The organism is Plantimonas leprariae, assembly GCF_008802405.1.
Lineage (GTDB): Bacteria > Pseudomonadota > Alphaproteobacteria > Rhizobiales > Rhizobiaceae > Plantimonas > Plantimonas leprariae.
Genome location: NZ_VZDO01000004.1, coordinates 169,345 through 193,535, shown reverse-complemented (window position 1 = coordinate 193,535; position 24,191 = coordinate 169,345). Strand labels below are relative to the sequence as shown.

The following is a 24,191-nucleotide window of genomic DNA, read 5'->3' as shown; positions in this document are numbered from 1 at the left end:
GGTCAGGCGGCGGACGGCCGTTCGGGCGAAGTGGATGTCGGCGGCATCGGCGGCCCCTGCACCGGCTTCGTCACGTAGTTCGAGATGGAAAGCTCGTCCGGCGTCAGGACGTAGAGGTCGTTCGGCGGCGTCTGCATTGCCTTGATCCAGATATCGGGCTTCACGCCCATCTCCTGCAGCAGTTGCTGGCAGCGCGCGACGGTGGCCTGGATGTCCGAGATCGAGCGGTCGAGATCGCGCATGCGCGGTACGCCCGGCACGTCCACCGCATAGACCTGATGCAGGCCGATCCAGGCATGGTCGCCGGCCGCGCGGTAGCGGCCGCCGGCGAAGAACAGCGGGCAGGCCGAGGCGCAGTAGCCGTCCGCCGGCACCAGCATTTCGAGCTTCCGCTCGCGGGCGAGCCGCGCCATCGCCATCGCGTCCTCGACCGAACCGCCCGGCGAATGCAGGATCAGCGACTTCACGCCTCTGCCCTCCCCGTCGAGGAACGCGCCGAACGCTTCCGCCGTGCCGACATCGATCCGCCCGACCGCCGTGGCGGCGCGGTCGGCCGCCATCCGGAACTGCATCGGCTGGCTCATCGCGGCCGTCGCCGCCGGCGCGTCGTAGCCGGGCAGTCGCGGCTCGCCGCGATCCGGCGCGACGGGGATCGTCCTCGGCAGGAAAGGCCGGATCTGGTCGCCGGGCTTCGGCGGCGCCAGCGGCAGCGGCTCGGTGCGCTCGGTGCGCGCCCTGTCCGCGTCTGCGAGCGCCATCGTGCGGTAGTCCTGCCCGATGACACCGACGGCGAGCGCCAGGAGAACGAAGAAGACAGCGCGCAGGATCGCACCGTCCGGAATGCGGCGGAACAGCCGCTCCACCGCGCCCGGCGAATATTCGTCGCCGACCATCCGCTAGCGAACCACGGTTCTGGGATAGGCGGGACCGTGCGGCTGGTTCTGCTGCACGATGTCGTCGCGCTCGACGACCACGCCGTCCGCCTCGTCCTCCGCCTGCCGCAACTGGCGCTGGATCTTCAGCGCCCGCATGAGATCGACCGAGCTCATCTCCTCGGTCTCCGCCGCGGTACCGTCCTCGCGCCGGATCACGTCCTGCACGACGCAGAGGATGAAGATCAGGACGCCCGGCACGAGGTCGATCGCGATGGCTCCCGCCCAGGACGGCAGGAAGTCCGCGGCGTAGCGGATCACCGCCTCCGGAGCGGAAAGCGGCGTGAAGCGCAGCGGCTCGACGACGGGCCGTGAGAGGATCTCGTCGGCGGCCCTCGCGAGCGCGGTGCTCTGCGCCTTCACGGCGGCCTCGACCTTGCCGACGACTTCGGTCTGGCGGGTCTGGAGCGTCGCGTCGACGCCGTCCGCGACCGGCGCGATGAAGCTCTTGCCGAGATCGTCCGCCGCCCGCTTGACCGCCGGCGCGACGGAGGTCTGCTGCAGCGCCGTGATCAGCCCCGACAGCTTCACCGCTTCCTCCGCATAGGCGTTCGAGCGCTCGGCGATCGGGCCGGACGAGGACACGAGCTCGCGCATGGTGGCGAGCCGCTTCGAGCCGTCGGCGAAGAGCACGTCGACGGCCTGGCGCGATTCGGTGATCTCCTGCTGCAGGCCGCCGAGCTGGGCCGACATCTGCGAGAGAAGCTGCACCACGGTGCCGGAGCCCGACGTGCCGGTGAGCGCGCCCGACTGCCGCTCGACGTCGGCGAGCCCGGCGAATCGCTGCGAGGCGAGCTGGATGTCCGGCAGGAGGCTCTGGGCGGCGAGCGCATTCTCGTTCGCGGCGTTGAAGCGCTGCTGATATTCCTCGGTCGTGTTGGCGAGATGCTGCTCCAGCGCCGCCGCGCCGGCCAGCGCCGAGGCGTTCAGCCAGGACGACATCGCCATGATCATCGCCGCGCCGAGCGCCATCGCGACGTAAAGGAGGCCGCGGCTGCCGCGCACATGCGGCATCAGCCGCATCAGGTAGCTCCAGAAGGCGTAGATCGCGACCGAAACCGCCGAGGAGTAGATCACAGCGCCGAGGAAGACGGTGGTCGGCGAGCCGTCCAGCAGTTCCCGGACGCCGAGATAGGTAAACACGCCGCTGCCGAGCGCGAGAACCGAAAGCGTCACCTGCGTCGTGACTTCGAGCCGGTTGATCTGCCCGCGAAGCAGGTAGGATTGCGACTTCGACATGGACGCTCCGCACCAAGTGGCGGACGATCGCCGCGACTCGAACCCGATTTTTTCCGGTTAAGCAGATATTAAGGCGCGGCGGCGGCAGCCGATAGCGCCATGGCCCGCGTGCTGCCCGGCAAACCGCGGAGATGATGAACGCGGCGGCGCCGGCGAAAGGACGCTCTGGACAGCGCGGGCGGATCGCTGTCAGGAGTTCGTCATCCCGCCATGCCAGAACGCCAGCCATGACCCTTTCCGCCTTCGCCCGGCCCGGCCGATTCCGCCGCGGCAACATCCACACCCATTCGACGCGATCGGACGGCGCGCGCTCGCCGAAAGAGGTGTGCCGCGTCTATGCCGAGGCGGGCTACGACTTCCTGTGCCTGTCGGACCATTTCCTCGAGCGGTTCGGATTCCCCGTCGTCGACACTTCCGCTCTCCGTACGGACCGCTTCACCACGATCTTCGGGGCGGAGATCCACGCGCCGGCGAACAGCCACGGCGAGATCTGGCACCTGCTCGCCTGCGGCCTGCCGCTCGACTTCGCGCCGCTCGGCAAGGACGAGGACGCCGTGGCGCTGGCGAAACGCGCCGTCGCGGCGGGAGCCTTCCTCGGCATCGCGCATCCGCAATGGTCCGGCCTCTCGATCGAGGACGGGCGGCAGATGGCGGAGATCGCCCATTCGGTGGAGATCTGGAACACCGGCTGCGCGGTGGAATGCGACCGCGGCGACGGCACGGCGCTGCTCGACGCCCTGCTCAGCGAAGGCCACCGCCTGCTCGCCTACGCCTCCGACGACGCGCACTTCAAGTCGCCGGACTGGTGCGGTGGCTGGATGATGGTGAAGAGCGAGACGAACGAGCCGGACGCGATCCTCGCCGCGATGAAGCGCGGCGACTTCTATTCCTCGCGCGGCCCGGTGCTGGAGGATGTGCATGTCGACGGCGACAAGGTGCGCGTCGCCTGCTCGCCGGCGCGCGGCATCGCGGTCGTCGGGCGCGGCTCGCGGGCGGAATATGTCGGCGGCGACGGGCTGACCCAGGCCGAACTGCCGCTGGAGCGGTTCCGCGGCGACTGGTTCCGCGTCGTCGTCATGGACGAGAGCGGCCGGCAGGCCTGGACGAACCCGGTCCATCTCGGCTGAGCGGCGGCCGATGCGCGCCGCCGTCTACTTCACGCCGCCCGCCGACGATCCGCTGACCCGCGCGGCGGCGCTGTGGCTCGGCCGGGACGCCTTCACGGGCGAGCCGACTCGTGCCGCCGATGCCGCAATCGACCCGCTGGTCGCGGAACCGGCGCGCTACGGCTTCCATGCGACGATGCGCGCGCCGTTTCGCCTCGCGGACGGCGTGACGATGGACGAGGTGCGGGACGCCCTCGGCCGCTTCGCGGCCGGGCGCGCTGCCTTCGCGCTGCCGCACATCGTTCTCGCGCGGCTCGGCGGCTTCCACGCTCTCGTGCCAGATGGACCGGCTTCCGAACTCGCGGATCTCGAAGGCGACGTCCTGTCGGCCTTCGAGCCCTTCCGCGCGCCGTTGGGGGAAGCCGAGCGCGCCCGCCGACGTCCCGAACGCCTTTCCGCGCGCCAGCTCGCGCATCTCGATCGCTGGGGTTATCCGTTCGTGCAGGAGGACTTCCGCTTCCATATGACGCTCACCGGTTCGCTCGCCGATCCGGAGGCGTCGGTGGCGGAAACCGAACTGCGCCGCCGCTTCGCATCCTTCGAGGGCACCCCGCTCCGGATCGGCAGTCTGGCATTGTTCGTGGAGGACGCGACAGGCGGGCCGTTCCGGGTCGATTTCCATGCGCCGTTCGCGGGTTAGCCCCGCGCCGGCCGTCGATGCCGCATCCGCTTGAAGCGGTCGAGCGGCCCATTACTTTCCGGCTTCCGATCGTTTGCCTTATGCATGTGCAGCGCTGCATACCAACTGTGCCGAGAGTTCAGTTGCAATGCGGTGCGATTTGCTATTCCAAGCGGCCCGGCGTTCCTCCGGCCTCGGGACCGAGTCCGAACGACGCCATCGGAAGGTTGCGCCGCTTCCCGGTTCGTCGGGATAGAGGTCGCGGCCCGGAGAAGCTGATTGGCCGTCGAAGCAGATCATCCGCACGCGGTTTCCGAGCAGGACCACGTCAGTTCCGGGTTCTGGAAGCTGCTGCTCGGCTGCATCGGCGTCGTCTACGGCGACATCGGCACCAGCCCGCTCTACGCGCTGCGCGAGGCCGTCGTCCATTCGGCCGCGGACGGTCTGCTCGACAGCGAGGTGATCGGCGTCGTCTCGTTGCTCTTCTGGGCGCTGACGCTCATCGTCACCGTGAAGTACATCATCCTCGTCCTCCAAGCCGACAACAATGGCGAAGGCGGCACCCTCTCGCTGCTGGCGCTGGTGCAGCGCGTTCTCGGCCGCAAGATGTTCCTGGCGATCATCGGCATCATCGGCGCCTCGCTGTTCTACGGCGATGCGATCATCACGCCGGCGATTTCCGTTCTGTCGGCGGTCGAGGGCCTGAAGCTCGTGACGCCGGTCTTCGACCATTGGGTCCTGCCGATCACCATCGTCATCCTGATCGGGCTGTTCGCGGTGCAAAGCCGCGGCACGGGGCGGATATCGGTGTTCTTCGGCCCGATCACCCTCGTCTGGTTCGTCGTGATCGGCGTGCTCGGCATCGTCCATATCGGCGACCGGCCCGACATCCTCCTGGCGCTGAACCCGCTCAGCGCCTTCTTCTTCCTGATCGAGCACGGCTTCCTGGCGCTGATCGTCCTCGGATCGGTGTTCCTGGCGATCACCGGCGCGGAGGCGCTCTACGCCGACATGGGCCATTTCGGCCGCAAACCGATCCGCGTCGCTTGGGTGTTCCTCGTGTTCCCGGCGCTTGCGCTCAACTATCTCGGCCAGGGCGCGCTGATCATGAAGGATCAGGCCGCGCTTGAGAACCCGTTCTTCCTGATGGCGCCGGAATGGGGCCGGCTGCCGCTGGTGATCCTCGCCACGATGGCGACCGTGATCGCCAGCCAGGCGGTGATCACCGGCGCCTTCTCGCTGACGCAGCAGGCGGTCCAGCTCGGCCTGGTGCCGCGCCTCGAGATCCTCCACACGTCGGAGGAGCAGTTCGGCCAGATCTACATGCCGAAGGTGAACTTCCTCCTGTTCATCGGCGTGATGGTGCTGGTGCTGTCGTTCCAGACCTCGGGCCGCCTTGCCAGCGCCTACGGCATCGCCGTCACCGGCAACATGATCGGGACGTCGATCCTGACCGTCATCTTCCTTTGGAAGTGCTGGAAGTGGAAGCTGCCGCTGGCGCTCCTGACGATGATCCCCTTCGTCCTCCTGGAATGCATCTTCCTCGGGTCGAATCTCCTGAAGGTGCTCGACGGCGGCTACGCGCCGCTCGGCCTCGCGACCGGGCTGACGGTCATCATGTGGACCTGGATGCGCGGCACGCGGATCGTCTACGCGAAAGCGCGGCGCGAGAGCATCGCGCTGACCGACCTCACGCACATGCTGGAGCGCTCGCAGCCGGCGCGGGCGCGGGGAACGGCGGTGTTCCTCACCTCCGACACGCAGATGGCGCCGAGCGCCCTGATGCACAACCTGAAGCACAACGGCGTGCTCCACGAACGCAACATCATCATGACGATCATTGTGGAGAACACGCCCCGCGTGCCGCTTGAGGATCGCGTGCGGATCGAGCAGGCGTCCGAACTCTTCACGCGCGTCTTCCTCACCTTCGGCTACATGGAGGAGCCGAACGTGCCGAAGGCCTTCTCGCTGGCGAAGAAGAAGGGGCTGAAGTTCGAGATCATGTCGACCTCGTTCTTCCTGTCGCGCCGGGTGTTCCGCGCCACCGCGAATGTCGGCATGCCGCAGTGGCAGGACCGGCTCTATATCACGCTCGCGCTGTCCGCCGCCGATACGTCGAATTACTACTGTCTGCCGACGAACCGCGTGGTCGAAATGGGACAGCAGTTCACCATTTAGCGCCTAGGGAACACGAAGCCGCCGCGGCGACTTTCATTCGTCACGCAACGCGTGCAAATGCCCCGGATCGCAGCAGGAAGCGAGCGCTGAACCAAGCATGGACGACGGAGCCCTGCCGCCGCCCCCGGCCAAGCGAACGCTCGCCGATATCCTCGAAGCCATGGCTGCCGACGAGACCCGCGCGCGGGTCTCGGTCGCGGATCTCGTCATGGCGCTGCAGGACCGCGCCTTCGGGGCGTTGATGCTGATCTTCGCGATCCCGAACGCGCTTCCCGCCATTCCGGGCACGTCCGCGATCCTCGGCGCGCCGCTGGTGATCCTCGCCGCGCAACTGAGCTTCGGGCGCTCGCCGTGGCTGCCCGGGGTCATCGCGAACCGATCCATGCCGCGCGCCGACTTCGAGACCATGATCACCCGCGTCGTGCCCTGGATCCAGCGGGCCGAGAAGCTGCTACGACCGCGGCTGACCGTTCTCGTCCGCGCGCCCTCCGAGTACCTCATCGGGATCGCCTGCCTCCTGATGGCGATCGTGCTTTTCCTGCCGATCCCGCTTGGCAACATGCTTCCGGCGATCGCGATCTGCTTTTTTTCGCTTGCGCTTCTGGAGCAGGACGGGGTCTGGGCGCTGCTTGGCCTTCTGCTTACGGCCCTTTCGATCGCCGTTCTCGGTCTGATGGGCGCCTTCGTCTTCGAGGGATTTTCCCTCCTGTTCGAGCGGCTGTTCACCTGACGGCACCTTGCCGGGCTGGTAGGTCCGCAACAGCTCGCGGAGGTCGGGTTCCTCGACGAGCCCCGCCGCTGTTTCCCGGCCGAACCACTGCCGCCGGCGCTGGAGCACCTCCTTCCAGTCGTCGGTCAGCGTTTCCACCGGCAAAGGAAAGACCCGGACCGTGCAGCGGACGAAGGAACCGTCGAGCGCATATTTGTCGTATTCGTAGGCGCCGATCGGCTTCCGCCGCGCCTTGCCGACGACGCCGGCCTCCTCGAACGCCTCCTGCGCCGCGGCTTCGTGCGGACGCTTGCCTTTCATCGGCCAGCCCTTCGGAATGATCCAGCGCCCCGTGCCCCGCGATGTGACGAGAAGGACGCGCAGCTCGCCATTCTCGATCAGATAGGGAAGCGCCCCGTACTGGAGGGCGTCCTTCTTGGCGGTCATCGGGTTACGATTCATCCTTCGCTTGAGTCGACGAGCGATCCTAGAAAGGATTCGCGAGCCGAAGTAGCGCGTTCGCGACGGTTTTCGTTTCACCGGCTGGTTTCTCGAAGCTATCGCTTCCACTCGCAGTGGAACGGAAACGATTCCGTCATCGATCCGATGCGCGCTGGCGGAACCTGGGCGTCCTTCCCATCTCATCCGCACGGCCGTGCCTGTCGCGGCGGATGCGATGGAGGAGCAGATGGATTCCCGGGACCGCGACGCGATCTCCGATCTTTTCCGCAAGCTGCGGGACGTCGAACACCAGGCCGGTCCGCGCGACGCGGAAGCCGAGCGCCTGATCGCCGACGAAACGCAGCGGCTGCCGGGCGCTTCCTATTATATGGCGCAGACCATCGTCATGCAGGACATGGCGCTCAACGCCAAGCAGCAGGAACTCGACGACCTGAAGCGCCGGGTGGAGCACGGTGAAGCCGCCGGCCGCGACCGTCCGAGCGAAGGCGGCGGCTTCCTGTCGCGCATGTTCGGCGGTGGTGACGTTGACCGCGCGCCGGCGGCGGGCCGCGGCGGACCGTGGGGCGGAGGTGCGCAGCAGGCCGCGCCGCAGGGCTACGCCCAGCAACAGCCGCAATACGCCCAGCCGCCTCAGTACGCGCCGCAACAGAGCGGCTTCGGACGCGGGTTCGGCGGCGGGGGCGGCGGCGGTTTCCTGGCGGGAGCGGCGCAGACCGCGATGGGCGTCGCCGGCGGCGTCGTCCTCGGCAACGCCATCGGTTCGATGTTCGGCGGCCACGGCGGCCTGTTCGGCGGCGGCAACGAGCAGCCGCAGGAGGTCGTCAACGAGACCACCAACATCTACGAGGGCGATCGGGGCGGCGAGCGGCAGGACGCCTCCGATCAGGGCGGCTATGCTGACGATAACTCCGGCTACCAGGATGGCGGCTACCAGGACGCGTCCTACGACGATGGAGGCGACTTCGGCGGCGACGTCGAAGACGTCTGAGGCGGTTGCCGGAGCGTCCGAACGGCTGACGATAGCCTTCTCTCCTTCGGGGAGAAGGTCCGGCAGGAGATGAGGGGCGTATTCTCGAAGGGAGCGCTTGGCGGGCACCCGCTACGGCTGCACGCCCCTCACCCGTCCGCCGCTTCGCGTCGTCCACCCTCTCCCCGACGGGGAGAGGAATGGCGCGCACTCGCCAGCGTAAGTGCTATTCCGCGGCTTCTGCCACGGGCACGTAGTTGAGGATCGGGCCGAGCCAGCGCTCGACTTCAGCGACCCGCATGCCCTTGCGGGCGGCGTAGTCCTCGACCTGATCGCGCTCCACCTTCGCGACGCCGAAATAATGCGCCTGCGGGTGGCCGATATAGATGCCGGACACCGAGGAGCCGGGCCACATCGCGTAGCTCTCGGTCAGCTTCACGCCGATCGCGGCTTCCGCGTCGAGGAGGCGGAACAGCGTCTTCTTCTCCGTATGGTCCGGCTGCGCGGGATAGCCGGGTGCCGGACGGATGCCGGCATAGCCCTCCGCGATCAGTTCCTCGGCCGACAGCGCCTCCTCCGATGCATATCCCCAAAGCTCTCGGCGTACGCGCTCGTGCATCTCCTCGGCGAAGGCCTCGGCGAAGCGGTCGGCCAGAGCCTTCACCATGATCGAGGCGTAGTCGTCGTTCGCCCGGGCGAAACGCTCGGAGATAACCTCCTCCTCGATCCCGGCTGTCACCACGAAGCCGCCGACATAGTCCTCGATTCCCAACGCTTGCGGCCCGACGAAATCGGCGAGCGCCAGATTCGCCCGGTCGTCCCCGCGCTTCGAAAGCTGCTGACGGAGAGTGTAGAAGGTCGCGAGTTCCTGCCTGCGGCCCTCGTCCGCGAAGAGCCGGATATCGTCGCCGACCGCATTCGCCGGCCAGAAGCCGATCACCGCCTTCGGCGCGAACCATTTCTCCTCGACGATCTGCCGCAGCATGTTGCGCGCGTCGTCGTATAGATGCCGTGCCGCCTCTCCCTGTCGCTCATCGTCGAGGATCTGCGGGAAGCGTCCCTTCAGCTCCCAGGTCTGGAAGAACGGCGTCCAGTCGATGTAGCGTGACAGGCGTTCGAGATCGTAGGTCTCGAAGACGCGGGTGCCGAGGAAGCTCGGCCGCGTCGGCGCGTAGGCCGACCAGTCGATGCGCAGCGCGTTCTCCCGCGCGCGCTCCAGCGGCAGGCGCTTCTTCTCCGCCTCCGAGCGCGCGTGGTTCGCCGCGACCTTCTCGTATTCCTCGCGCACTTGCCGCACATAGCCGTCGCGGCCTTCCGGCGACAGGAGGTTCGACACGACGCCGACCGCGCGGCTCGCGTCCGTCACGTAGACCGTCTGGCCGGCGCGGTAGTTCGGGTCGATCTTCACCGCCGTGTGGACGCGGCTCGTCGTCGCGCCGCCGATGAGCAGCGGGATGTCGAGCCCTTCCCGCTCCATCTCGCTCGCCACGTGCACCATCTCGTCCAGCGAAGGCGTGATGAGGCCCGAGAGGCCGATTACGTCGACCTCGTGCCTCTTCGCCTCCTCCAGGATCCTTGCGGACGGCACCATCACGCCGAGATCGATGATCTCGTAGTTGTTGCAGGCGAGGACGACGCCGACGATGTTCTTGCCGATGTCGTGGACGTCGCCCTTCACCGTCGCCATCAGGATCCTGCCGGCGGCCTGGCGCTTGCCGCCTTCGGCTTCCTTCTCGGCTTCCATGAACGGCAGGAGGTAGGCGACGGCCTGCTTCATCACGCGGGCCGACTTCACCACCTGCGGCAGGAACATCTTGCCCGCGCCGAAGAGGTCGCCGACGACGTTCATGCCCGCCATCAGCGGCCCTTCGATGACGTGGAGCGGCCGCGCGGCCGCGGCGCGCGCTTCCTCCGTATCCGCCTCGATGAAGTCGGTGATGCCGTTGACAAGCGCGTGACTGAGGCGCTCCGCCACCGGCTTCTCGCGCCAGGCGAGGTCCTGCACTTTCGCCTGCCCGCCGCCCGTGCCGCGGAAGCGCTCGGCGATCGCCAGCAGCCGGTCGGTCGCCTCCGCCCGGCGGTTCAGCACCACGTCCTCGCAGGCCTCGCGCAGTTCCGCGTCGATCGACTCGTAGACGGCGAGCTGGCCAGCATTGACGATGCCCATGTCCATGCCCGCCTGGATGGCGTGGTAGAGGAACACGGCGTGCATGGCTTCGCGCACCGGTTCGTTGCCGCGGAACGAGAAGGACAGGTTCGAGACGCCGCCGGAGATGTGGGCGTGCGGCAGCGTCTCGCGGATCGTCCGCGTCGCCTCGATAAAGGCGGTGCCGTAGCCGTTGTGCTCCTCAATACCGGTCGCGACCGCGAAGACGTTCGGATCGAAGACGATATCTTCCGGCGGGAAGCCGATCCGCTCCGTCAGGAGCTTGTAGGCCCTCCCGCAGATGGCGACCTTGCGCTCCAGCGTGTCGGCCTGCCCCTCCTCGTCGAAGGCCATGACGACGACCGCCGCGCCGTAGTCGCGCACCAGCTTCGCGGCCTTCAGAAACGCCTCCTCGCCCTCCTTCATGGAGATCGAGTTGACGATCGGCTTGCCCTGCACGCATTTCAGGCCGGCCTCGATCACCTCGAACTTCGATGAATCGATCATCACCGGCACGCGGGCGATGTCCGGCTCGGCGGCGACGAGGTTGAGGTAGTCGACCATCGCCTGTTTCGAGTCGATCAGGCCCTCGTCCATGTTGACGTCGATGACCTGCGCGCCGTTCTCCACCTGCTCGCGCGCCACCGCCAGCGCCGCCGGGTAGTCGTTGTTGGTGATGAGCTTGCGGAAGCGCGCCGAGCCCGTGACGTTCGTCCGCTCGCCGACGTTCACGAACGGAATTTCCTCCGTGAGCACGAACGGCTCCAGCCCCGACAGCCGCATCTGCGGCGCGATCGTCGGCGCGCGGCGCGGCGCTTTGCCCTCGACGGCCTTCGCGATGGCGCGGATATGGTCCGGCGTCGAGCCGCAGCAGCCGCCGACCACGTTGATCAGACCCTCGTCCGCAAAGCCGGCGATCTGCGCGGCCATCATCTCCGGCGTCTCGTCGTACTGGCCGAACTCGTTCGGCAGGCCGGCGTTCGGATAGGCGCAGACCAGCGTGTCCGCGACGCCGGAAATCTCGGCCAGATGGTCGCGCATCGCCGCAGCACCGAGCGCGCAGTTCAGCCCGATCGTGAACGGCTCGGCATGGCGCACCGAATGCCAGAAGGCGGTCGGCGTCTGGCCGGAAAGCGTCCGGCCCGAACGGTCGGTGATCGTGCCGGAGATCATGATCGGCAGGTCGACATTCTTCTCCGCGAAGACCTCGCGGACGGCGAAGATCGCCGCCTTGGCGTTCAGCGTGTCGAAGATCGTCTCGATCAGGATCAGGTCGGCGCCGCCGTCGACGAGGCCCCTCACCTGCTCGGCATAGGCGATGCGCAGCTCGTCGAAGGTGACGGCCCGGAAGCCCGGATTGTTGACGTCCGGCGAGATCGAGGCCGTGCGGTTCGTCGGCCCGAGCGCGCCGGCCACGAAGCGGCGCTTGCCGTCATCCTGCTCGGCGCGGATGCAGGCTCGGCGCACCAGCCGCGCACCGTCGCGGTTCAGCTCGTAGACCTGATCCTCCATCGCGTAGTCGGCCTGCGCGATCGTGGTGGACGAGAAGGTGTTCGTCTCGATGATGTCCGCGCCGGCGATGGCGTAGGCGTAGTGGATGTCCTCGATCGCCTTCGGCTGCGTCAGGATCAGGAGGTCGTTGTTGCCCTTCAGATGGCACTCGCAGCCTTGGAACCGGTCGCCGCGGAAATGCTCCTCGTCGAGGCCGAGCCCCTGGATCTGCGTGCCCATCGCGCCGTCGAGGATCAGGATGCGCTCGGCCGCCGCCGCCGCCAGCGCTTCGCGCGCGCTGGGGCGATCGGTGCTCGTACCGATCCCGAAAAGGCTGTCGCTGATCTCGCTCATCCGCTCGACTTCCGTCCCGGCTTCGCCCACCGGCATCAAGACATAAAGATTTCTTTATATGATGGGCCGCACCTGCCGCAACAGGAACGGCCGGCCGTGGCCGCACCATATACGGCAAGATGATCGAGAAGTCCTTCTTCGACCGGCCCGTCGCCACCGTCGCGGCCGACCTCATCGGCTGTGCGCTGTTCGTGGACGCGGTCGGCGGAGTCATCGTGGAAACCGAGGCCTACGATCAGGACGACCCCGCCTCGCATTCCTTCGGCGGCCCGCGCGGGCGCAACGTCGTGATGTACGGGCCACCGGGCCACGCCTACGTCTACCGCTCCTACGGTATGCATTGGTGCCTGAATTTCGTCTGCCAACGGGAGGGCTTCGGCGCGGGCGTGCTGATCCGCGCGCTGCGACCGACCGCCGGACTGGACCGGATGGCCGAGCGGCGCGGCCTCGCCGATCCGCTGAAGCTCTGCTCCGGGCCGGGGCGTCTCGCCGAGGCGCTCGGCGTCGACCACTCGTTCAATGCCCTGCCGCTCGACGCGGCCCCGTTCCGACTGGAGCACGTCTCCAATCCGCCGGTGGTCGCCATCGGCCCGCGCATCGGCATCAGCAAGAGCCAGACGACGCCTTGGCGCTTCGGCGAAAAGGGCTCGCGTTACCTCAGCAAACGTTTCGCCGAGCCGACGGCGTGAGCTAGCGCCGCTTCAACGGCTCGATGCGGCCCTCCGGCTCGCCTGCGCCGGATGCGCCCGATTCCTCGTCCACCACGGTGTTGGCGGCCGCTTCAATGTGGTGGTCGGCGTCCGGCCCGCCGCGCGCGTTCGCCAGCGTGTCGGACACCCGCGGCGTCTGCCCGCCATCCGGCGTGCGCTCATTCTCGTGCGAGGAGTTGCGCGAAACCACGTGCGTGTCCTTCGGGTCCTGCATGGCACTCATCCCTGTCCGTCCGGGGGTGAACGGCGGCAGGGCGATCCGGTTCGGGGCCTGCGACATGCGCGCCGCCGCCTTTGCCTCGCAGAAGGCGACAGGCTAGGAGGATACGTCCCCACGACGCCAACCCGCGAGCGCTTCCTCATGTCGAATGCCCTCCCGAACTCGATGCAGGCGCGCGACGTCGAGTATCTGCTGCATGCGGTGACGAACGCCCGCCGGCATGAGGAGCGCGGCCCGATCGTCATCGAGCGCGGGCAAGGCATCCGCGTCTTCGACGACGAGGGTCGGGAATATATCGAGGGGATGGCCGGGCTCTGGAGCGTCGCCGTCGGCTTCGGCGAGAAGCGGCTGGCGGACGCCGCCTACCGGCAACTCCAGAAGCTGCCCTACTACCATTCGTTCAGCCACAAATCGAACGAGCCGGCAATCCTCCTCGCCGAGCGCCTGGTCGGCATGACGCCGGAGCGGCTGCGGAAGGTGTTCTTTACCAACTCCGGCTCGGAGGCGAACGATACCGCGATCAAGCTCGTCTGGTACTTCAACAACGCGCGCGGCCACCACGCGAAGAAGACCTTCATCGCGCGCCAGGGGGCCTATCACGGCATCACCATCGCTTCCGGCTCGCTGACCGGCCTGCCGACGAACCACCGCGACTTCGACCTGCCGATCATCCCGGTGAAGCACGTCACCTGCCCGCACCATTACCGCTACGCCGATCCCGGCGAGAGCGAGGAAGCGTTCTCGACGCGGCTCGCGGACGAACTGGAAGCGACGATTCTCGAAGCCGGGCCGGAGACGATCGCCGCCTTCATCGGCGAGCCGCTGATGGGTGCCGGCGGCGTGATGCCGCCGCCGGAAGGCTACTGGCAGAAGATCCAGGCCGTCTGCCACAAGTACGACGTGCTCCTTGTCATCGACGAGGTGATCAACGGCTTCGGTCGGCTCGGCACGCCCTTCGGCTGCAACTATTACGGCATCGATCCGGACGTGCTGGTGCTGTCGAAGCAGATCACCTCGTCCTATCAACCGCTGGCCGCTGTGCTGATCAGCGACGAGATCTACCAGGGGATCGCCGACAATTCGGCGAAGATCGGCACGCTTGGCCACGGCTTCACCGCCGGGGCGCATCCGGTGGCCTGCGCCGTCGCGAACGAGAACCTCGACATCATCGAGGAGCGCGGGCTGGTGGAGAACGCGCGGGTCGTCGGCGAGCACCTGCAGCGCGAGTTGCGGCGGCGCTTCGCAGATCATCCGCTGGTGGGGGAAGTGCGCGGCGTCGGCCTCATCGCGGCGATCGAGCTCGTTGCGGACAAGGCGGCGAAGCGCCGCTTCGATCCGGTCGGCAAGCTCGGACTGGCGGTGTTCGATGCGGCCCACGAGCAGGGCGTGATCATCCGGGCGATCGGCGACCAGATCGCCTTCTGCCCGCCGCTGATCATCACCGAAAAAGAGGTGGACGAGATGCTCGACCGTTTCGCCCGCGCCTTCGATCAGGCGACCGCGGGGTTGAACCCGGCGTAGCGGGCGCGTAAATGGCGCGCCTCATGCTGCAGCGCACCGGAACGTAGCCGCGCAGCTTTCCATTCGACGGAGCCCTCCATGGAAGTCCGTGCGTGCCAGATGCCGGCGGAGGAAACCGACCTCCAGGCCCGGTTGTCGGCGATCCGCTACCTTATCGCCGACGCCGCCTCGGACGGGGCGGACGTCGTCGTCTTTCCTGAACTCGCGCCGACCGGCTACGGAGCCGGCGAAGCGATCCGCGAGGTGGCGGAAGAGGCGGACGGTCCGATCATGTCCGAGCTCCGCGAGATGGCGGACGACCATTCCATCGCGATCGTCATCGGCCTCGCACTCCGCGAAACGGAGAACCTGATCAACGCCGCGGTGGTGGTGCGCCCGCGCCAGAAGCCGATCGTCTACGCCAAGCAGCACCTCTACGGCGAATACGAAAAGGCGCTGTTCACCCCCGGCACCAGCGCCAGCCAGATCTTCGAGATCGCCGGCAAGAAGGCGGGCGTCCTCGTCTGCTTCGATGTCGAGTTTCCGGAGCGGGTTCGCGAGCTGGCGCTCGAAGGCGCGGAGATCATCTTCGTGCCGACCGCCCTGCCGGCAGGTTCGGCCTCGCGCTTCATCGCGGAGAGCGTCGTGCCGGTGCGCGCTTTCGAGAACCACGTCTTCATCGTCTACGTGAACCACGCCGGCAAGGACGATCGCTTCTCCTATCAGGGCCTTTCCTGCGTCGCGGCGCCGGACGGCGCCCGCATCGCCGTCGCGCCGGAGGACAAACTCGGCTTCATCGACGCGACGATCGATGCCGAGGACTATTCGGCTTCGGTCGAGACCAATCCCTATCTGGACGAGCTTCGCACCGCGCTCGCGCTCCGCCGTCCGCCGCCGCCCAGCCATGCCGAGCACGAGGACGCGCCTTGGATGCGCTGATGCGGCGCGACGTCCATCCCGCCCTCGTCGGCGTCCGCGCGGTTCTGTTCGACAAGGACGGAACGCTTCTCGACTTCGAAGCCACCTGGGGTCCGGCCACCGCCGAAGTGCTGGACGAACTCGCCGGCGGCGACATTGCCATGATCGCGGCCCTCGCCACCTCCTGCGGCTTCGTACCGGGCGAAAACCGGTTCCTGCCGGACTCGCCGATCATCGGCGGCGATGCCGACGAGTTCGCACCGGCCTGGGCCGAGCGTCTCGGCGACCCCTATGACCGGGCGCTCCTTACGCGGCTCGACGAAGCGTTCCGCGCCGCGAGCCTCCGCCATCTCACCGCCTACGACGACGTCCCCGTCGCCCTCGCCCGGCTGACCGAGGCGGGCCTGCCGGTCGGCATCGCGACCAACGATTTCGAGCAGACGGCCCGCGCCCATCTGGAAAAGCTGGCGATCGACGGCTTCTTCGGCTTCGTCGCCGGTTACGACTCGGGCTTCGGCGGCAAGCCCGGTCCCGGCATGGTGCAGGCTTTCGCCGGTGCCACCGGACTGCCGGCTTCCGCGGTCGCCCTCCTCGGCGACTCGCCGCACGACATGCATGCCGCCCGCGCAGCCGGCGCGGTGCCGGTCGGCATCGCGCGGACGTCCGCGGCGAGCCAAGCCCTGAACGATCTCCCGGTCCTGACGGTGACCGATCTCGGCGAACTGCTCGCCGCGCTCGGGCTCGGCTGACCCCTTACGGTTCGAACTCGCTCGCGCTGCCGAGCGGTCGGTCCTCCGCCTGCTCGCGCACGGACTCCTCCAGTTCGTCCAGGCCGTCCAGCGTTTCCTGGTCGTCGTTGGCGTAGTCGACGGAGGTTTCCTCGCTGCGGGGCTCGGTGCCGACGTCCATCTGGGTCGCGTCGTCGTCGGCCAACGTGCCCGGTTGCCGATCCGCCGGGTCGAGACCCTCGTCCTCCGCTTCCAGCCCGGCAACGGCGCGGTCCGAGGGGTGCAGGTCGTCCTCGTTCGCGAAGGCCCCGTCCTGCGGCAGCGCTGCGTCGCGCTCTTCCTGTCTCAGCTTCGACATCACATGCTCCTCGAAAACGTCACGCGCTCTTGCGTTTGGACGCCTTGGTCTCGCCCTTCGCCGGGGCTTTCGCCGTCGCGGCCTTGGTCTTCGCCTTCGACTTATCGGCGGCCTTCGCCTTGGCGGCCGGCGCCTTGGCTTTCTCTTTCTTCCGGTCCTTGTCGGTGCTCAGCGACTGTTCGTCGGTCAGGTCGCGAGCCGCGTCGAGGCTGGGAGCCAGCTTCTCGTCACCCTGATCCGTCATGCCCGGCAGATCACCGAGGTTCTCGGCCGCCAGCGCGGGTTCGGCCGGCTCTTCCAGCGTGTCCTGCACGGGCTTCAGCGTGCTGCCCATGCTGTCACGCAGCGCGACGATCTCGCGCGCCTCGGCCCAATGCCGGTCGGCGCGCCCGTCCGGTCGCCCTTCCGCTTCCCAGAGACGATGCGCTTCCTGGCGAATCCGTTCCTCGTCGTCGTTCTTCATCTCGTTCCTTCCCGCGGGCCGTCACGCCTGTCGCGACGATTGCCGCTGCCGTCAGGTGCCTCGCAAACTAACGGACGCGATAATGGAGCGGTTGCGTCGCGAAGACAGAGGTGGCCACGAGGATATGGCGGCGATCGCGCCTTGAGCGCGCCACCGCTTTCGCTTATGGCGGGTTTCGGCCGGGCCTGTAGCTCAATTGGTTAGAGCCGGCGGCTCATAACCGCTTGGTTGGGGGTTCAAGTCCCTCCGGGCCCACCGCGCCTTCCGAGCCGCAGAGGCGTTGGAAACCGGGACGTTCCGCCCTATCATCGCCGGCGGATCGAAGGGCGGTCCGTAGTCGGCCGTATTCGCGGCTCCGCCCTTGCCAGGTCTGGGAATGCCCTGCCGCGTCGGCACGAGGGCGAACGACGCTTCGGAGCCGATGCCGCGATCCATCTCCGCGATCTCCGTCGTTGCGAGCGACGTGCCCTCCGCGCGCGAAGCAGCCGAGCGGCTGCAAGCGCTCTATCCGCAAGCACCTCCGGAACGGGCCGATGTCGTCGTAGCGCTCGGCGGCGACGGCTTCATGCTGCAGTCGCTGCACCGCTTCATGGATACGGGCATCCCGATCTACGGGATGAATCAGGGCCATATCGGCTTCCTGATGAACGAGTTCCGCGAGACGGGCCTGATCGAGCGGATCGAAGCGGCCGCCGAACATACGATCAGGCCGCTCGAAATGGCCGTGATCGACGTCGACGGCGCCCGGCACGAGGCGCGCGCCATCAACGAGGTGGCGCTGTTCCGCCAATCCTACCAGGCGGCGCGGCTGCGGATCGTGATCGATGGGCAGCCGCGACTGGAGGAACTCGTCTGCGACGGCGTGATGGTCGCGACGCCGACCGGCTCAACCGCCTACAACCTCTCGGCGCAGGGGCCGATCATCCCGATGGATGCTCCGCTGCTGGCCCTGACGCCGGTCAGCGCCTTCCGGCCCCGGCGCTGGCGCGGGGCGCTCCTTTCCAGCCGGCAGACGGTCGAGATCGAGACGCTGGAGCCCGGCAAGCGCCCGGTGAACGCGGTGGCGGACCACACGGAGGTGAAGTCGGTACAGCACATCGCCGTGCGCGAATCGACCACGCTTCAGGCGCAGATCCTCTTCGACCGCGACCATTCCTGGGACGAGCGCATCATCTCCGAGCAGTTCCGGTACTGACCTCAGGCAGCCAGCAGCAGTTCACGTCGGTTGCGGGCGGCGTCGCGCGCCGATTCGCCTTCGAGTTGTCGCAGGAACCGCGTCGTGTCACCCGGCCGGCATCCCGGCAGCGCGCGGAACGCCTCGACGACGCGCCGCATGACGAAGGCCGACACGTCCCGCACGTCGCCCGAAACCGCGCCGGTCGCCACTTCCTTCCACTGCCGGGTGGCGAGATGGAGGAGTGCGGCGGCAGACTCGTCGAGCCCGCAGTCGCGCGCCAGCGAACGGAACGGGCCTTGGCGCGCTTCCACCACCACAGCCCGCACACGCCGTTCCGACAGGCCGGACAGCGCCGCCAGCGATGCCGCAAGAAGATCGATGTTGCCGGAACAGGTGATACGGATGAGGAAGGCCGGGGTGAGCTGGCCGCTGGTCCGGAGATGATCGATCAGGCTCGGCATGTCGCGGCCGTCCAGCCACTCCGCCATCGCGGCGGTCGCGCGGGCGCAGGCCTCGAAGGCGATCTCGCTGGAACGAGCCACCCCCAGCACTCCCGCCACGAAGGCCGAGTGCTGCAGGGCATGGCCCGCTTCTAGAATCAGCGTCTGGCGCACATCGGCCGGGAGATCGTGCCGTTCCAGCAGCAGCGAGCGCAGTGCGGCATTGCCGCCCCAGCGCTCCGCCATGCAGCGGAAGGTGGCGGCCGGCATGGACGCGCAATCGTTTGCGGCAAGGACCAGGGAGGCGGCGATGCCGCCGACGCGAGCGAGCGCAACTGCGACGGCTCCCAGCCGCGGACGGGCGGCGATCGCCGCACGGACCGGCTCGCGCACGACGACCAGCGCGTCGCGAAGATCCTCGCTCGTCAGGACCGGCGAGAGCGCGACGCGGGCGGCGATCTCATCGATATCGAGGAGCAGCCCCTTCACGAGCGCTCGGGGCGCTGCGGCGCTTTCGGCAACCGCATCGGCGACCGTCAGGCGGACCTTGGGCGACGGATCATCCAGCGCCAGATAGAGGCCGTTCGAGGCCGCGTCACGATCCAAGGGAGGCAGAGTCTCGTCGGCCAGTGCCCGGGCGAGAATGGCGTAGCCTTCGGCGCGCTGCCGGCTGGACGCCGTCTCGCACCATCTAACGAAACGCTGCAGATTCATGGCGGGTGGCGGAGCCGGACGAGGAACTGACCGGGAAAGGTTATGCGTCGGCGGTTAAGGATCGGTTTACTGAGCTTTTTCACCGATCCTTCATCGTTTCACGCGGCGTCGGCACCGTCCGCTTGCTTGGGGCGGGTCATCTGGAACACGTCGGCGGCGACCGCGTAGTCCAAATAGCCGAGACGAGACAGCGGCCTCGCCAGCGCCATGTCGATCATGCCGTCCCGCAGCAGCGCCTCGTCGATATGGATGCCGACGACCTCCCCGATCACGATCACCGATTCGGACGGCTCGCCGTTCAAGCCGGCCGGCGTGAAATGCGTTGTGACCCTGCACTCCAGCGCCGCCGGGCTTTCCGCGACGCGCGGCGCGGCGACGAGCCGGCACGCCGCTTCCGTCAGGCCGGCGAGCGCGAACTCGCTCGTGCCGCGCGGAGCGGGAGCGGACGAACGGTTCACGGCCGCCGCCAGCGCCTCCGTCGCGAGGTTCGCGACGAATTCGCCGGTCTCGATGGCGAAGCTCGCGCTGTGCTTCATGCCGCTCGACGAGAACATGACGAGCTTCGGCTTGTCGGAGATCGCGTTGAAGAAGCTGTAGGGCGCGAGGTTGATGGAGCCGTCGCGCGCCCGTGTCGAGATCCAGCCGATGGGACGCGGCGCGACGATCGCCTTGAACGGATCGTGCGGCAGGCCGTGATCGTTCGCCTCCGTCGTGTAGAACATCGGTTCAGGCCGCCGCCGGCGGCGCGGCGGCTTCGCTGACGATGTCGGCGAGTTCGGGCCGGACGCGATCGGTCTGGACGTCGACCGGCGAGCCGACATGGATGAAGCCCGCGACCTTCTCGTTCGGCGCGATGCCGAGGATGCCTTTCGCCTCGTCGTCGTAGGCCACCCATTCCGTCAGCCAGTTCGCGCCGAAGCCGAGGGCGTGCGCCGCGTGGACGAGGTTCATCGCCGCGGCGCCGGCGGACATGACCTGCTCCCATTCCGGTATCTTCACATGCGGCTTGGCGCGCGACACGACGCCGACCACCAGCGGCGAACGGCTGAAGCGCTTTTCCTCCATGTCCCGCCGCATCTCGCCGAGCGGTCCTTCCCGCCGCTCCGCCAGTTCGCGAAGCGCCACCCCGATCCGCACGGCCGCATCGCCGCGGTAGAGGATGAAGCGCCAGGGCGCGAGCTTGCCGTGATCCGGCACGCGCGCCGCGATCCGCAGCATCGCTTCCAGCGTTTCGCCTTCAGGCGCCGGCTGGCCGAGCGCGGGAATGGCGATCGACCGGCGGGTGGACAGGTACTGGGCGATTTCGTTCAACGTCGGGGTCCCTCTTCGGATAGGTGTCAGCTAGCCACACTGGCGGCGAAATCCAAGCCGCGGCCTCGCTTTCCCCTAACCTCGCCACAAAGAAGCGGTGACGACGGCGCTCCACACTTGGAAACCGGCTCGAAACGTATTCAACCTGAGACGATGGGTTCAGTTCTGCATCCACTTCTGCGCTGGCATGGCGCGGCACTTACCGCCGCGGGCGTCGCCTTGGCGGTGGTGTCGGTGCTGCCGGCCGTCGCGCAAGAAGCGCCGGGGGGAAAGGGCGGCTTCTTTTCCCGCAGCTTCGGCGGCGGCAAGGAGGGCGGCGACGAGCCCGGCGCCTACGTCTCGCCTTCGGCCATTCCGAACAGCTCGCCGGGCGATCTCGGCGTCAACCTGCCGCAGCCGTTGCACAAGCTCGAGCCGATCGCGCTGCCGAATACCGAGCTCGGCGGGTTGCCGCAGCCGGAACTGTCGCTGCCGGCACTTCCCGCCTACGCGCCGCAGAACTCTGTCGCCGCGAACCCGCTGGCGCGGACGCGGCGGCTGCATCTCGATGCGCGACTCGTGAAGGACGGCGCGAAGCTGCCGTCCGGCCTAGTCTGGCGCCTGTTCTCGCCGATCCCCGGCGTCGACGGCAAGCTGGCGCTCATCGCGTCAGCCAAGGGCGGCAGCGCCGATTTCGAGATACCGGCGGGCTCCTACCTGATGCATGTCGGCCTCGGGCGCGCGGGCGTCACGAAGCGTATCGACATCGGGGGACCTGCGTCGAACGAGGACATCGTGCTCGACGCCGGGGGCCTGCGCATGAACGCACGCGTCGGCGCCAACGGCGCGATCCCGCCCGACAAGCTGCGGTTCGACGTCTATTCGGATGAAGTGGTCGAGAGCGATCGCCGCCTGATCGCGGGCGACGTCGATGCGAACTCGGTGGTGGCGCTGAACGCCGGCTCGTACCAGATCGTCTCGCACTACGGCGACGAGAATGCCGAGGTGCACGGCGAGGTGAAGATCGAGGCCGGCAAGGTCACCGACGTCACCCTACAGCACAGCGCCGCGCAACTGACGATGAAGCTTCTGCGCGACAAGGGCGGCGAGGCGATCGCCGACACCGCGTGGCAGGTGATGACGGGCGACGGCGACCTCGTCGAGGAGCGTGTCGGCGCGTTCCCCTCGATGGTGCTGGCGGAGGGCAACTATCTCGTCGTCGCGAAGAATCGCGACAAGACCTACCAGCGGGACTTCACCGTGGAAGCCGGCAAGAACGCGGATGTCGAACTGCTGACGACCGACGTGCTGCCGGCGCAGGATTCCGATCAGGGCTCCGGCGACTGAGCGAAGGGCGGGCGCGACAGGCGGGGCATCCCGCCGGCCGCGCCGCTGCTGCCGCTATTCCGCCGCGAGGCCGAGTTCGGCCGATGCGCCCGTTCGAGCGCGCCGCAGGTCCGGCGGGGTCGCCTCGTCGACGAGTGCGGCGATCGCCGCGTCAAGAGCCATCGCCTGCTGGTCGCGCGAGCCGAGCCGGCGGATGTTGACGCTGCTCTCCTCCGCCTCGCGCCTGCCGCAGACGAGGATCACCGGCACCTTCGCGAGGCTGTGCTCGCGGACCTTGTAGTTGATCTTCTCGTTGCGAAGGTCGGCTTCCGCGCGGATACCCGCCGCGCGCAGCTTCGCCGCCACCTCGGCCGCATAGTCGTCGGCCTCGGATGTGATCGTCGCGACGACGACCTGCACAGGGGCGAGCCAAAGCGGGAAGTTGCCGGCGAAGTTCTCGATCAGGATGCCGAGGAACCGCTCCATCGAGCCGCAGATCGCGCGGTGGATCATCACCGGCACGGTCTTCTCGGAGCTCGAATCGATGTAGAAGGCGCCGAAGCGCTCCGGCAGGTTGAAGTCCACCTGCGTCGTGCCGCATTGCCATTCGCGGCCGATCGCATCCCGCAGCGTGTACTCGAACTTCGGACCGTAGAACGCGCCCTCGCCTTTGTTGATACCGGTGGTGATGCGGCCGCCGGACTGCGTCTCGATCGTCTTCAGCACGTCGCGCATCACGGATTCCGCCCGGTCCCAGAGCGCGTCCGATCCGACCCGCTTCTCCGGCCGCGTCGACAGCTTCACGACCACTTCCTCGAAGCCGAAGTCGCGATAGACCGAGAGGATCAGGTCGTTGATCTTCAGGCACTCGGCTTCCATCTGCTCGTCGGTGCAGAAGATGTGCGCGTCGTCCTGCGTGAAGCCGCGCACCCGCATCAGGCCGTGCATCGCGCCGGACGGTTCGTAGCGATGGACGAGACCGAATTCGGCATAGCGGATCGGCAGTTCGCGGTACGACTTCAGGCCGTGCTTGAAGATCATCACATGGCCAGGGCAGTTCATCGGCTTCAGCGCGAAGACGCGCTTGTCCTCCGCCTCGTCGCCGGCCGACTGCACCTGGAACATGTTCTCGCGGTACCAGCCCCAGTGACCGGACGTTTCCCACAGCGACTTATCGAGTACCTGCGGGGCATTCACCTCGTCGTAGTCGCCCTTCAGCCGCCGCCGCATGTAGGCGACGAGGTCCTGGAACAGCGACCAGCCCTTAGGATGCCAAAAGACGACGCCCGGTCCCTCCTCCTGAAAATGGAAAAGGTCCATCTCGCGGCCGAGCCGGCGGTGGTCGCGCTTCTCCGCCTCCTCCAGCATCGTAAGATACGTCTTGAGTTGCTCGGGGCTGGCCCAGGCCGTGCCGTAGATGCGCGTCAGCATCGGGTTGTTCGAGTCGCCGCGCCAGTAGGCGCCTGCGACCTTCATCAGCTTGAACGCCTCGCCCACCTGCCCCGTCGAGGCCATGTGCGGGCCGCGGCAGAGGTCGAACCAGTCGCCCTGACTGTATATCTTGACGTCCTGATCTTCGGGGATCGCGTCGACCAGTTCGACCTTGTAGGTCTCACCCTTCTCGGCAAAGACGGCCTTCGCCTTGTCGCGGCTCCAGACTTCCTTGCGGAACGGCGCGTTGCGGCGGACGATCTCCAGCATCTTCTTCTCGATCACGGCTAGGTCGTCCAGCGTGAACGGCGTGTCGCGGGCGAAGTCGTAGTAGAAGCCGTTCTCGATCACCGGCCCGATCGTGACCTGCGTGCCCGGCCAGAGTTCCTGCACCGCCTCGGCCATGACGTGCGCCGCGTCGTGCCGGATGAGGTCGATGGCACGCGGGTCGTCGCGCGTCACGATCTCGACCATGCCGGGCCGCTGCACCGGGTCGGCGAGGTCGCGGACCTCGCCGTCGAGCGCGTAGGCGACGGCCTTCTTGGCGAGCGATTTGGAGATGCCGGCGGCGATCTCCGCACCGGTCGTCGTGGGCTCGAACTGCCGCACGGAACCATCGGGGAAACGAAGGTCGATCATCGCATGTCCTTTCC

At 67.7% G+C, this 24,191-nt stretch carries 21 protein-coding genes, 1 tRNA gene and 1 pseudogene; 12 read left to right on the top strand and 11 right to left on the bottom strand.

Features of this window, described 5'->3' with window-relative positions; genetic code table 11:
- Positions 1–2: 2 nt before the first annotated feature.
- Both F6X38_RS07325 and F6X38_RS07320 read right to left on the bottom strand, forming a co-directional pair.
- Positions 3–893 carry a COG3904 family protein gene (locus F6X38_RS07325; protein ID WP_150968948.1) on the bottom strand — a complete coding sequence of 297 codons (891 nt, stop codon included), beginning with the start codon at positions 891–893 and terminating at the stop codon, positions 3–5.
- A gap of 3 nt (positions 894–896) precedes the next feature.
- Positions 897–2,171, bottom strand: coding sequence for a hypothetical protein (locus F6X38_RS07320; protein WP_150968947.1), 1,275 nt, complete (start codon positions 2,169–2,171; stop codon positions 897–899).
- Between the two features lie 227 nt (positions 2,172–2,398).
- On the opposite strand from F6X38_RS07320, the gene F6X38_RS07315 reads away from it, so the two are divergent.
- The 4 genes from F6X38_RS07315 to F6X38_RS07300 all read left to right on the top strand — a co-directional run bounded on the left by F6X38_RS07315 (position 2,399) and on the right by F6X38_RS07300 (position 6,864).
- On the top strand, positions 2,399–3,298 hold the full coding sequence (locus tag F6X38_RS07315; protein ID WP_150968946.1) for a CehA/McbA family metallohydrolase: 900 nt from the start codon (positions 2,399–2,401) through the stop codon (positions 3,296–3,298).
- Positions 3,299–3,308: 10 nt separating this feature from the next.
- Complete coding sequence (locus tag F6X38_RS07310; protein WP_150968945.1) at positions 3,309–3,977, top strand: DUF1045 domain-containing protein; 669 nt, start codon at positions 3,309–3,311, stop codon at positions 3,975–3,977.
- Positions 3,978–4,235: 258 nt separating this feature from the next.
- Positions 4,236–6,134: a potassium transporter Kup gene (locus F6X38_RS07305; RefSeq protein WP_150968944.1), complete on the top strand. Its 1,899-nt coding sequence runs from the start codon at positions 4,236–4,238 to the stop codon at positions 6,132–6,134.
- Between the two features lie 97 nt (positions 6,135–6,231).
- A complete protein-coding gene (locus tag F6X38_RS07300) occupies positions 6,232–6,864 on the top strand; it encodes an exopolysaccharide biosynthesis protein (protein WP_150968943.1) in 633 nt (210 codons plus the stop codon).
- Positions 6,865–6,912: 48 nt separating this feature from the next.
- On the opposite strand, the pseudogene F6X38_RS07295 reads toward F6X38_RS07300, so the two are convergent.
- A pseudogene (locus F6X38_RS07295) lies at positions 6,913–7,290 on the bottom strand (NUDIX hydrolase); the annotation flags it as partial.
- A 241-nt stretch (positions 7,291–7,531) separates the two neighbouring features.
- On the opposite strand from F6X38_RS07295, the gene F6X38_RS07290 reads away from it, so the two are divergent.
- Positions 7,532–8,293, top strand: a complete 762-nt coding sequence (locus F6X38_RS07290; protein ID WP_150968942.1) for a DUF2076 domain-containing protein — start codon at positions 7,532–7,534, stop codon at positions 8,291–8,293.
- 205 nt (positions 8,294–8,498) lie between these two features.
- Here the strand turns inward: F6X38_RS07290 and metH are convergent, their stop codons facing one another.
- Entirely contained in the window at positions 8,499–12,263 is a 3,765-nt protein-coding gene (gene metH, locus F6X38_RS07285) for a methionine synthase (RefSeq protein ID WP_150968941.1), read from the bottom strand.
- A gap of 119 nt (positions 12,264–12,382) precedes the next feature.
- On the opposite strand from metH, the gene F6X38_RS07280 reads away from it, so the two are divergent.
- A complete protein-coding gene (locus F6X38_RS07280) occupies positions 12,383–12,952 on the top strand; it encodes a DNA-3-methyladenine glycosylase (RefSeq protein ID WP_150968940.1) in 570 nt (189 codons plus the stop codon).
- A 1-nt stretch (position 12,953) separates the two neighbouring features.
- On the opposite strand, the gene F6X38_RS07275 is transcribed toward F6X38_RS07280, so the two are convergent.
- Positions 12,954–13,253, bottom strand: coding sequence for a hypothetical protein (locus tag F6X38_RS07275; RefSeq protein ID WP_161992650.1), 300 nt, complete (start codon positions 13,251–13,253; stop codon positions 12,954–12,956).
- Positions 13,254–13,334: 81 nt separating this feature from the next.
- Between F6X38_RS07275 and F6X38_RS07270 the strand changes: the two genes are divergently transcribed.
- The 3 genes from F6X38_RS07270 to F6X38_RS07260 all read left to right on the top strand — a co-directional run bounded on the left by F6X38_RS07270 (position 13,335) and on the right by F6X38_RS07260 (position 16,360).
- On the top strand, positions 13,335–14,714 hold the full coding sequence (locus F6X38_RS07270; protein ID WP_150968938.1) for an aspartate aminotransferase family protein: 1,380 nt from the start codon (positions 13,335–13,337) through the stop codon (positions 14,712–14,714).
- Positions 14,715–14,792: 78 nt separating this feature from the next.
- Positions 14,793–15,632: a carbon-nitrogen hydrolase family protein gene (locus F6X38_RS07265; RefSeq protein ID WP_150968937.1), complete on the top strand. Its 840-nt coding sequence runs from the start codon at positions 14,793–14,795 to the stop codon at positions 15,630–15,632.
- Complete coding sequence (locus F6X38_RS07260; protein WP_150968936.1) at positions 15,620–16,360, top strand: HAD family hydrolase; 741 nt, start codon at positions 15,620–15,622, stop codon at positions 16,358–16,360. The genes F6X38_RS07265 and F6X38_RS07260 overlap by 13 nt, the downstream gene beginning before the upstream one ends.
- Before the next feature lie 4 nt (positions 16,361–16,364).
- Here the strand turns inward: F6X38_RS07260 and F6X38_RS07255 are convergent, their stop codons facing one another.
- Together F6X38_RS07255 and F6X38_RS23670 are read right to left on the bottom strand one after the other, a co-directional pair.
- Entirely contained in the window at positions 16,365–16,697 is a 333-nt protein-coding gene (locus F6X38_RS07255) for a hypothetical protein (protein ID WP_150968935.1), read from the bottom strand.
- Between the two features lie 19 nt (positions 16,698–16,716).
- Positions 16,717–17,160 (bottom strand): DUF2934 domain-containing protein, encoded by a 444-nt coding sequence (locus F6X38_RS23670; RefSeq protein ID WP_202617946.1) that lies wholly within the window; start codon positions 17,158–17,160, stop codon positions 16,717–16,719.
- A gap of 181 nt (positions 17,161–17,341) precedes the next feature.
- Between F6X38_RS23670 and F6X38_RS07240 the strand changes: the two genes are divergently transcribed.
- Positions 17,342–17,415 (top strand) — tRNA-Ile (locus F6X38_RS07240).
- A gap of 166 nt (positions 17,416–17,581) precedes the next feature.
- The gene (locus F6X38_RS07235) at positions 17,582–18,355 is read left to right on the top strand and encodes an NAD kinase (protein WP_150968934.1); all 774 of its coding nucleotides are present in this window, start codon (positions 17,582–17,584) and stop codon (positions 18,353–18,355) included.
- 2 nt (positions 18,356–18,357) lie between these two features.
- Here the strand turns inward: F6X38_RS07235 and F6X38_RS07230 are convergent, their stop codons facing one another.
- From F6X38_RS07230 to F6X38_RS07220, 3 genes are all read right to left on the bottom strand, one after another.
- A complete protein-coding gene (locus F6X38_RS07230; RefSeq protein WP_161992649.1) occupies positions 18,358–19,383 on the bottom strand; it encodes a DUF2336 domain-containing protein in 1,026 nt (341 codons plus the stop codon).
- A gap of 206 nt (positions 19,384–19,589) precedes the next feature.
- Positions 19,590–20,213: a flavin reductase family protein gene (locus F6X38_RS07225; protein ID WP_150968932.1), complete on the bottom strand. Its 624-nt coding sequence runs from the start codon at positions 20,211–20,213 to the stop codon at positions 19,590–19,592.
- A gap of 4 nt (positions 20,214–20,217) precedes the next feature.
- Entirely contained in the window at positions 20,218–20,802 is a 585-nt protein-coding gene (locus F6X38_RS07220) for a nitroreductase family protein (RefSeq protein WP_150968931.1), read from the bottom strand.
- 153 nt (positions 20,803–20,955) lie between these two features.
- Between F6X38_RS07220 and F6X38_RS07215 the strand changes: the two genes are divergently transcribed.
- On the top strand, positions 20,956–22,128 hold the full coding sequence (locus F6X38_RS07215) for a hypothetical protein (protein ID WP_246191231.1): 1,173 nt from the start codon (positions 20,956–20,958) through the stop codon (positions 22,126–22,128).
- Positions 22,129–22,182: 54 nt separating this feature from the next.
- Here F6X38_RS07215 and thrS read toward each other — a convergent pair whose 3' ends face one another.
- Complete coding sequence (gene thrS / locus F6X38_RS07210; RefSeq protein ID WP_150968930.1) at positions 22,183–24,177, bottom strand: threonine--tRNA ligase; 1,995 nt, start codon at positions 24,175–24,177, stop codon at positions 22,183–22,185.
- Between the last annotated feature and the right edge of the window lie 14 nt (positions 24,178–24,191).

What these genes read in the sequence shown, in the direction of transcription:
- F6X38_RS07225 (WP_150968932.1), bottom strand. Translation starts at nt 20,213, where the DNA reads ATGTTCTACACGACGGAGGCGAACGATCACGGCCTGCCGCACGATCCG.
- F6X38_RS07325 (WP_150968948.1), bottom strand. Translation starts at nt 893, where the DNA reads ATGGTCGGCGACGAATATTCGCCGGGCGCGGTGGAGCGGCTGTTCCGC.
- F6X38_RS07270 (WP_150968938.1), top strand. Translation starts at nt 13,335, where the DNA reads ATGTCGAATGCCCTCCCGAACTCGATGCAGGCGCGCGACGTCGAGTAT.
- F6X38_RS07315 (WP_150968946.1), top strand. Translation starts at nt 2,399, where the DNA reads ATGACCCTTTCCGCCTTCGCCCGGCCCGGCCGATTCCGCCGCGGCAAC.
- thrS (WP_150968930.1), bottom strand. Translation starts at nt 24,177, where the DNA reads ATGATCGACCTTCGTTTCCCCGATGGTTCCGTGCGGCAGTTCGAGCCC.
- F6X38_RS07215 (WP_246191231.1), top strand. Translation starts at nt 20,956, where the DNA reads ATGGGTTCAGTTCTGCATCCACTTCTGCGCTGGCATGGCGCGGCACTT.
- F6X38_RS07265 (WP_150968937.1), top strand. Translation starts at nt 14,793, where the DNA reads ATGGAAGTCCGTGCGTGCCAGATGCCGGCGGAGGAAACCGACCTCCAG.
- F6X38_RS07280 (WP_150968940.1), top strand. Translation starts at nt 12,383, where the DNA reads ATGATCGAGAAGTCCTTCTTCGACCGGCCCGTCGCCACCGTCGCGGCC.
- F6X38_RS07300 (WP_150968943.1), top strand. Translation starts at nt 6,232, where the DNA reads ATGGACGACGGAGCCCTGCCGCCGCCCCCGGCCAAGCGAACGCTCGCC.
- F6X38_RS07255 (WP_150968935.1), bottom strand. Translation starts at nt 16,697, where the DNA reads ATGTCGAAGCTGAGACAGGAAGAGCGCGACGCAGCGCTGCCGCAGGAC.
- F6X38_RS07275 (WP_161992650.1), bottom strand. Translation starts at nt 13,253, where the DNA reads ATGTCGCAGGCCCCGAACCGGATCGCCCTGCCGCCGTTCACCCCCGGA.
- F6X38_RS07235 (WP_150968934.1), top strand. Translation starts at nt 17,582, where the DNA reads ATGCCGCGATCCATCTCCGCGATCTCCGTCGTTGCGAGCGACGTGCCC.
- F6X38_RS23670 (WP_202617946.1), bottom strand. Translation starts at nt 17,160, where the DNA reads ATGAAGAACGACGACGAGGAACGGATTCGCCAGGAAGCGCATCGTCTC.
- metH (WP_150968941.1), bottom strand. Translation starts at nt 12,263, where the DNA reads ATGAGCGAGATCAGCGACAGCCTTTTCGGGATCGGTACGAGCACCGAT.
- F6X38_RS07310 (WP_150968945.1), top strand. Translation starts at nt 3,309, where the DNA reads ATGCGCGCCGCCGTCTACTTCACGCCGCCCGCCGACGATCCGCTGACC.
- F6X38_RS07320 (WP_150968947.1), bottom strand. Translation starts at nt 2,171, where the DNA reads ATGTCGAAGTCGCAATCCTACCTGCTTCGCGGGCAGATCAACCGGCTC.
- F6X38_RS07290 (WP_150968942.1), top strand. Translation starts at nt 7,532, where the DNA reads ATGGATTCCCGGGACCGCGACGCGATCTCCGATCTTTTCCGCAAGCTG.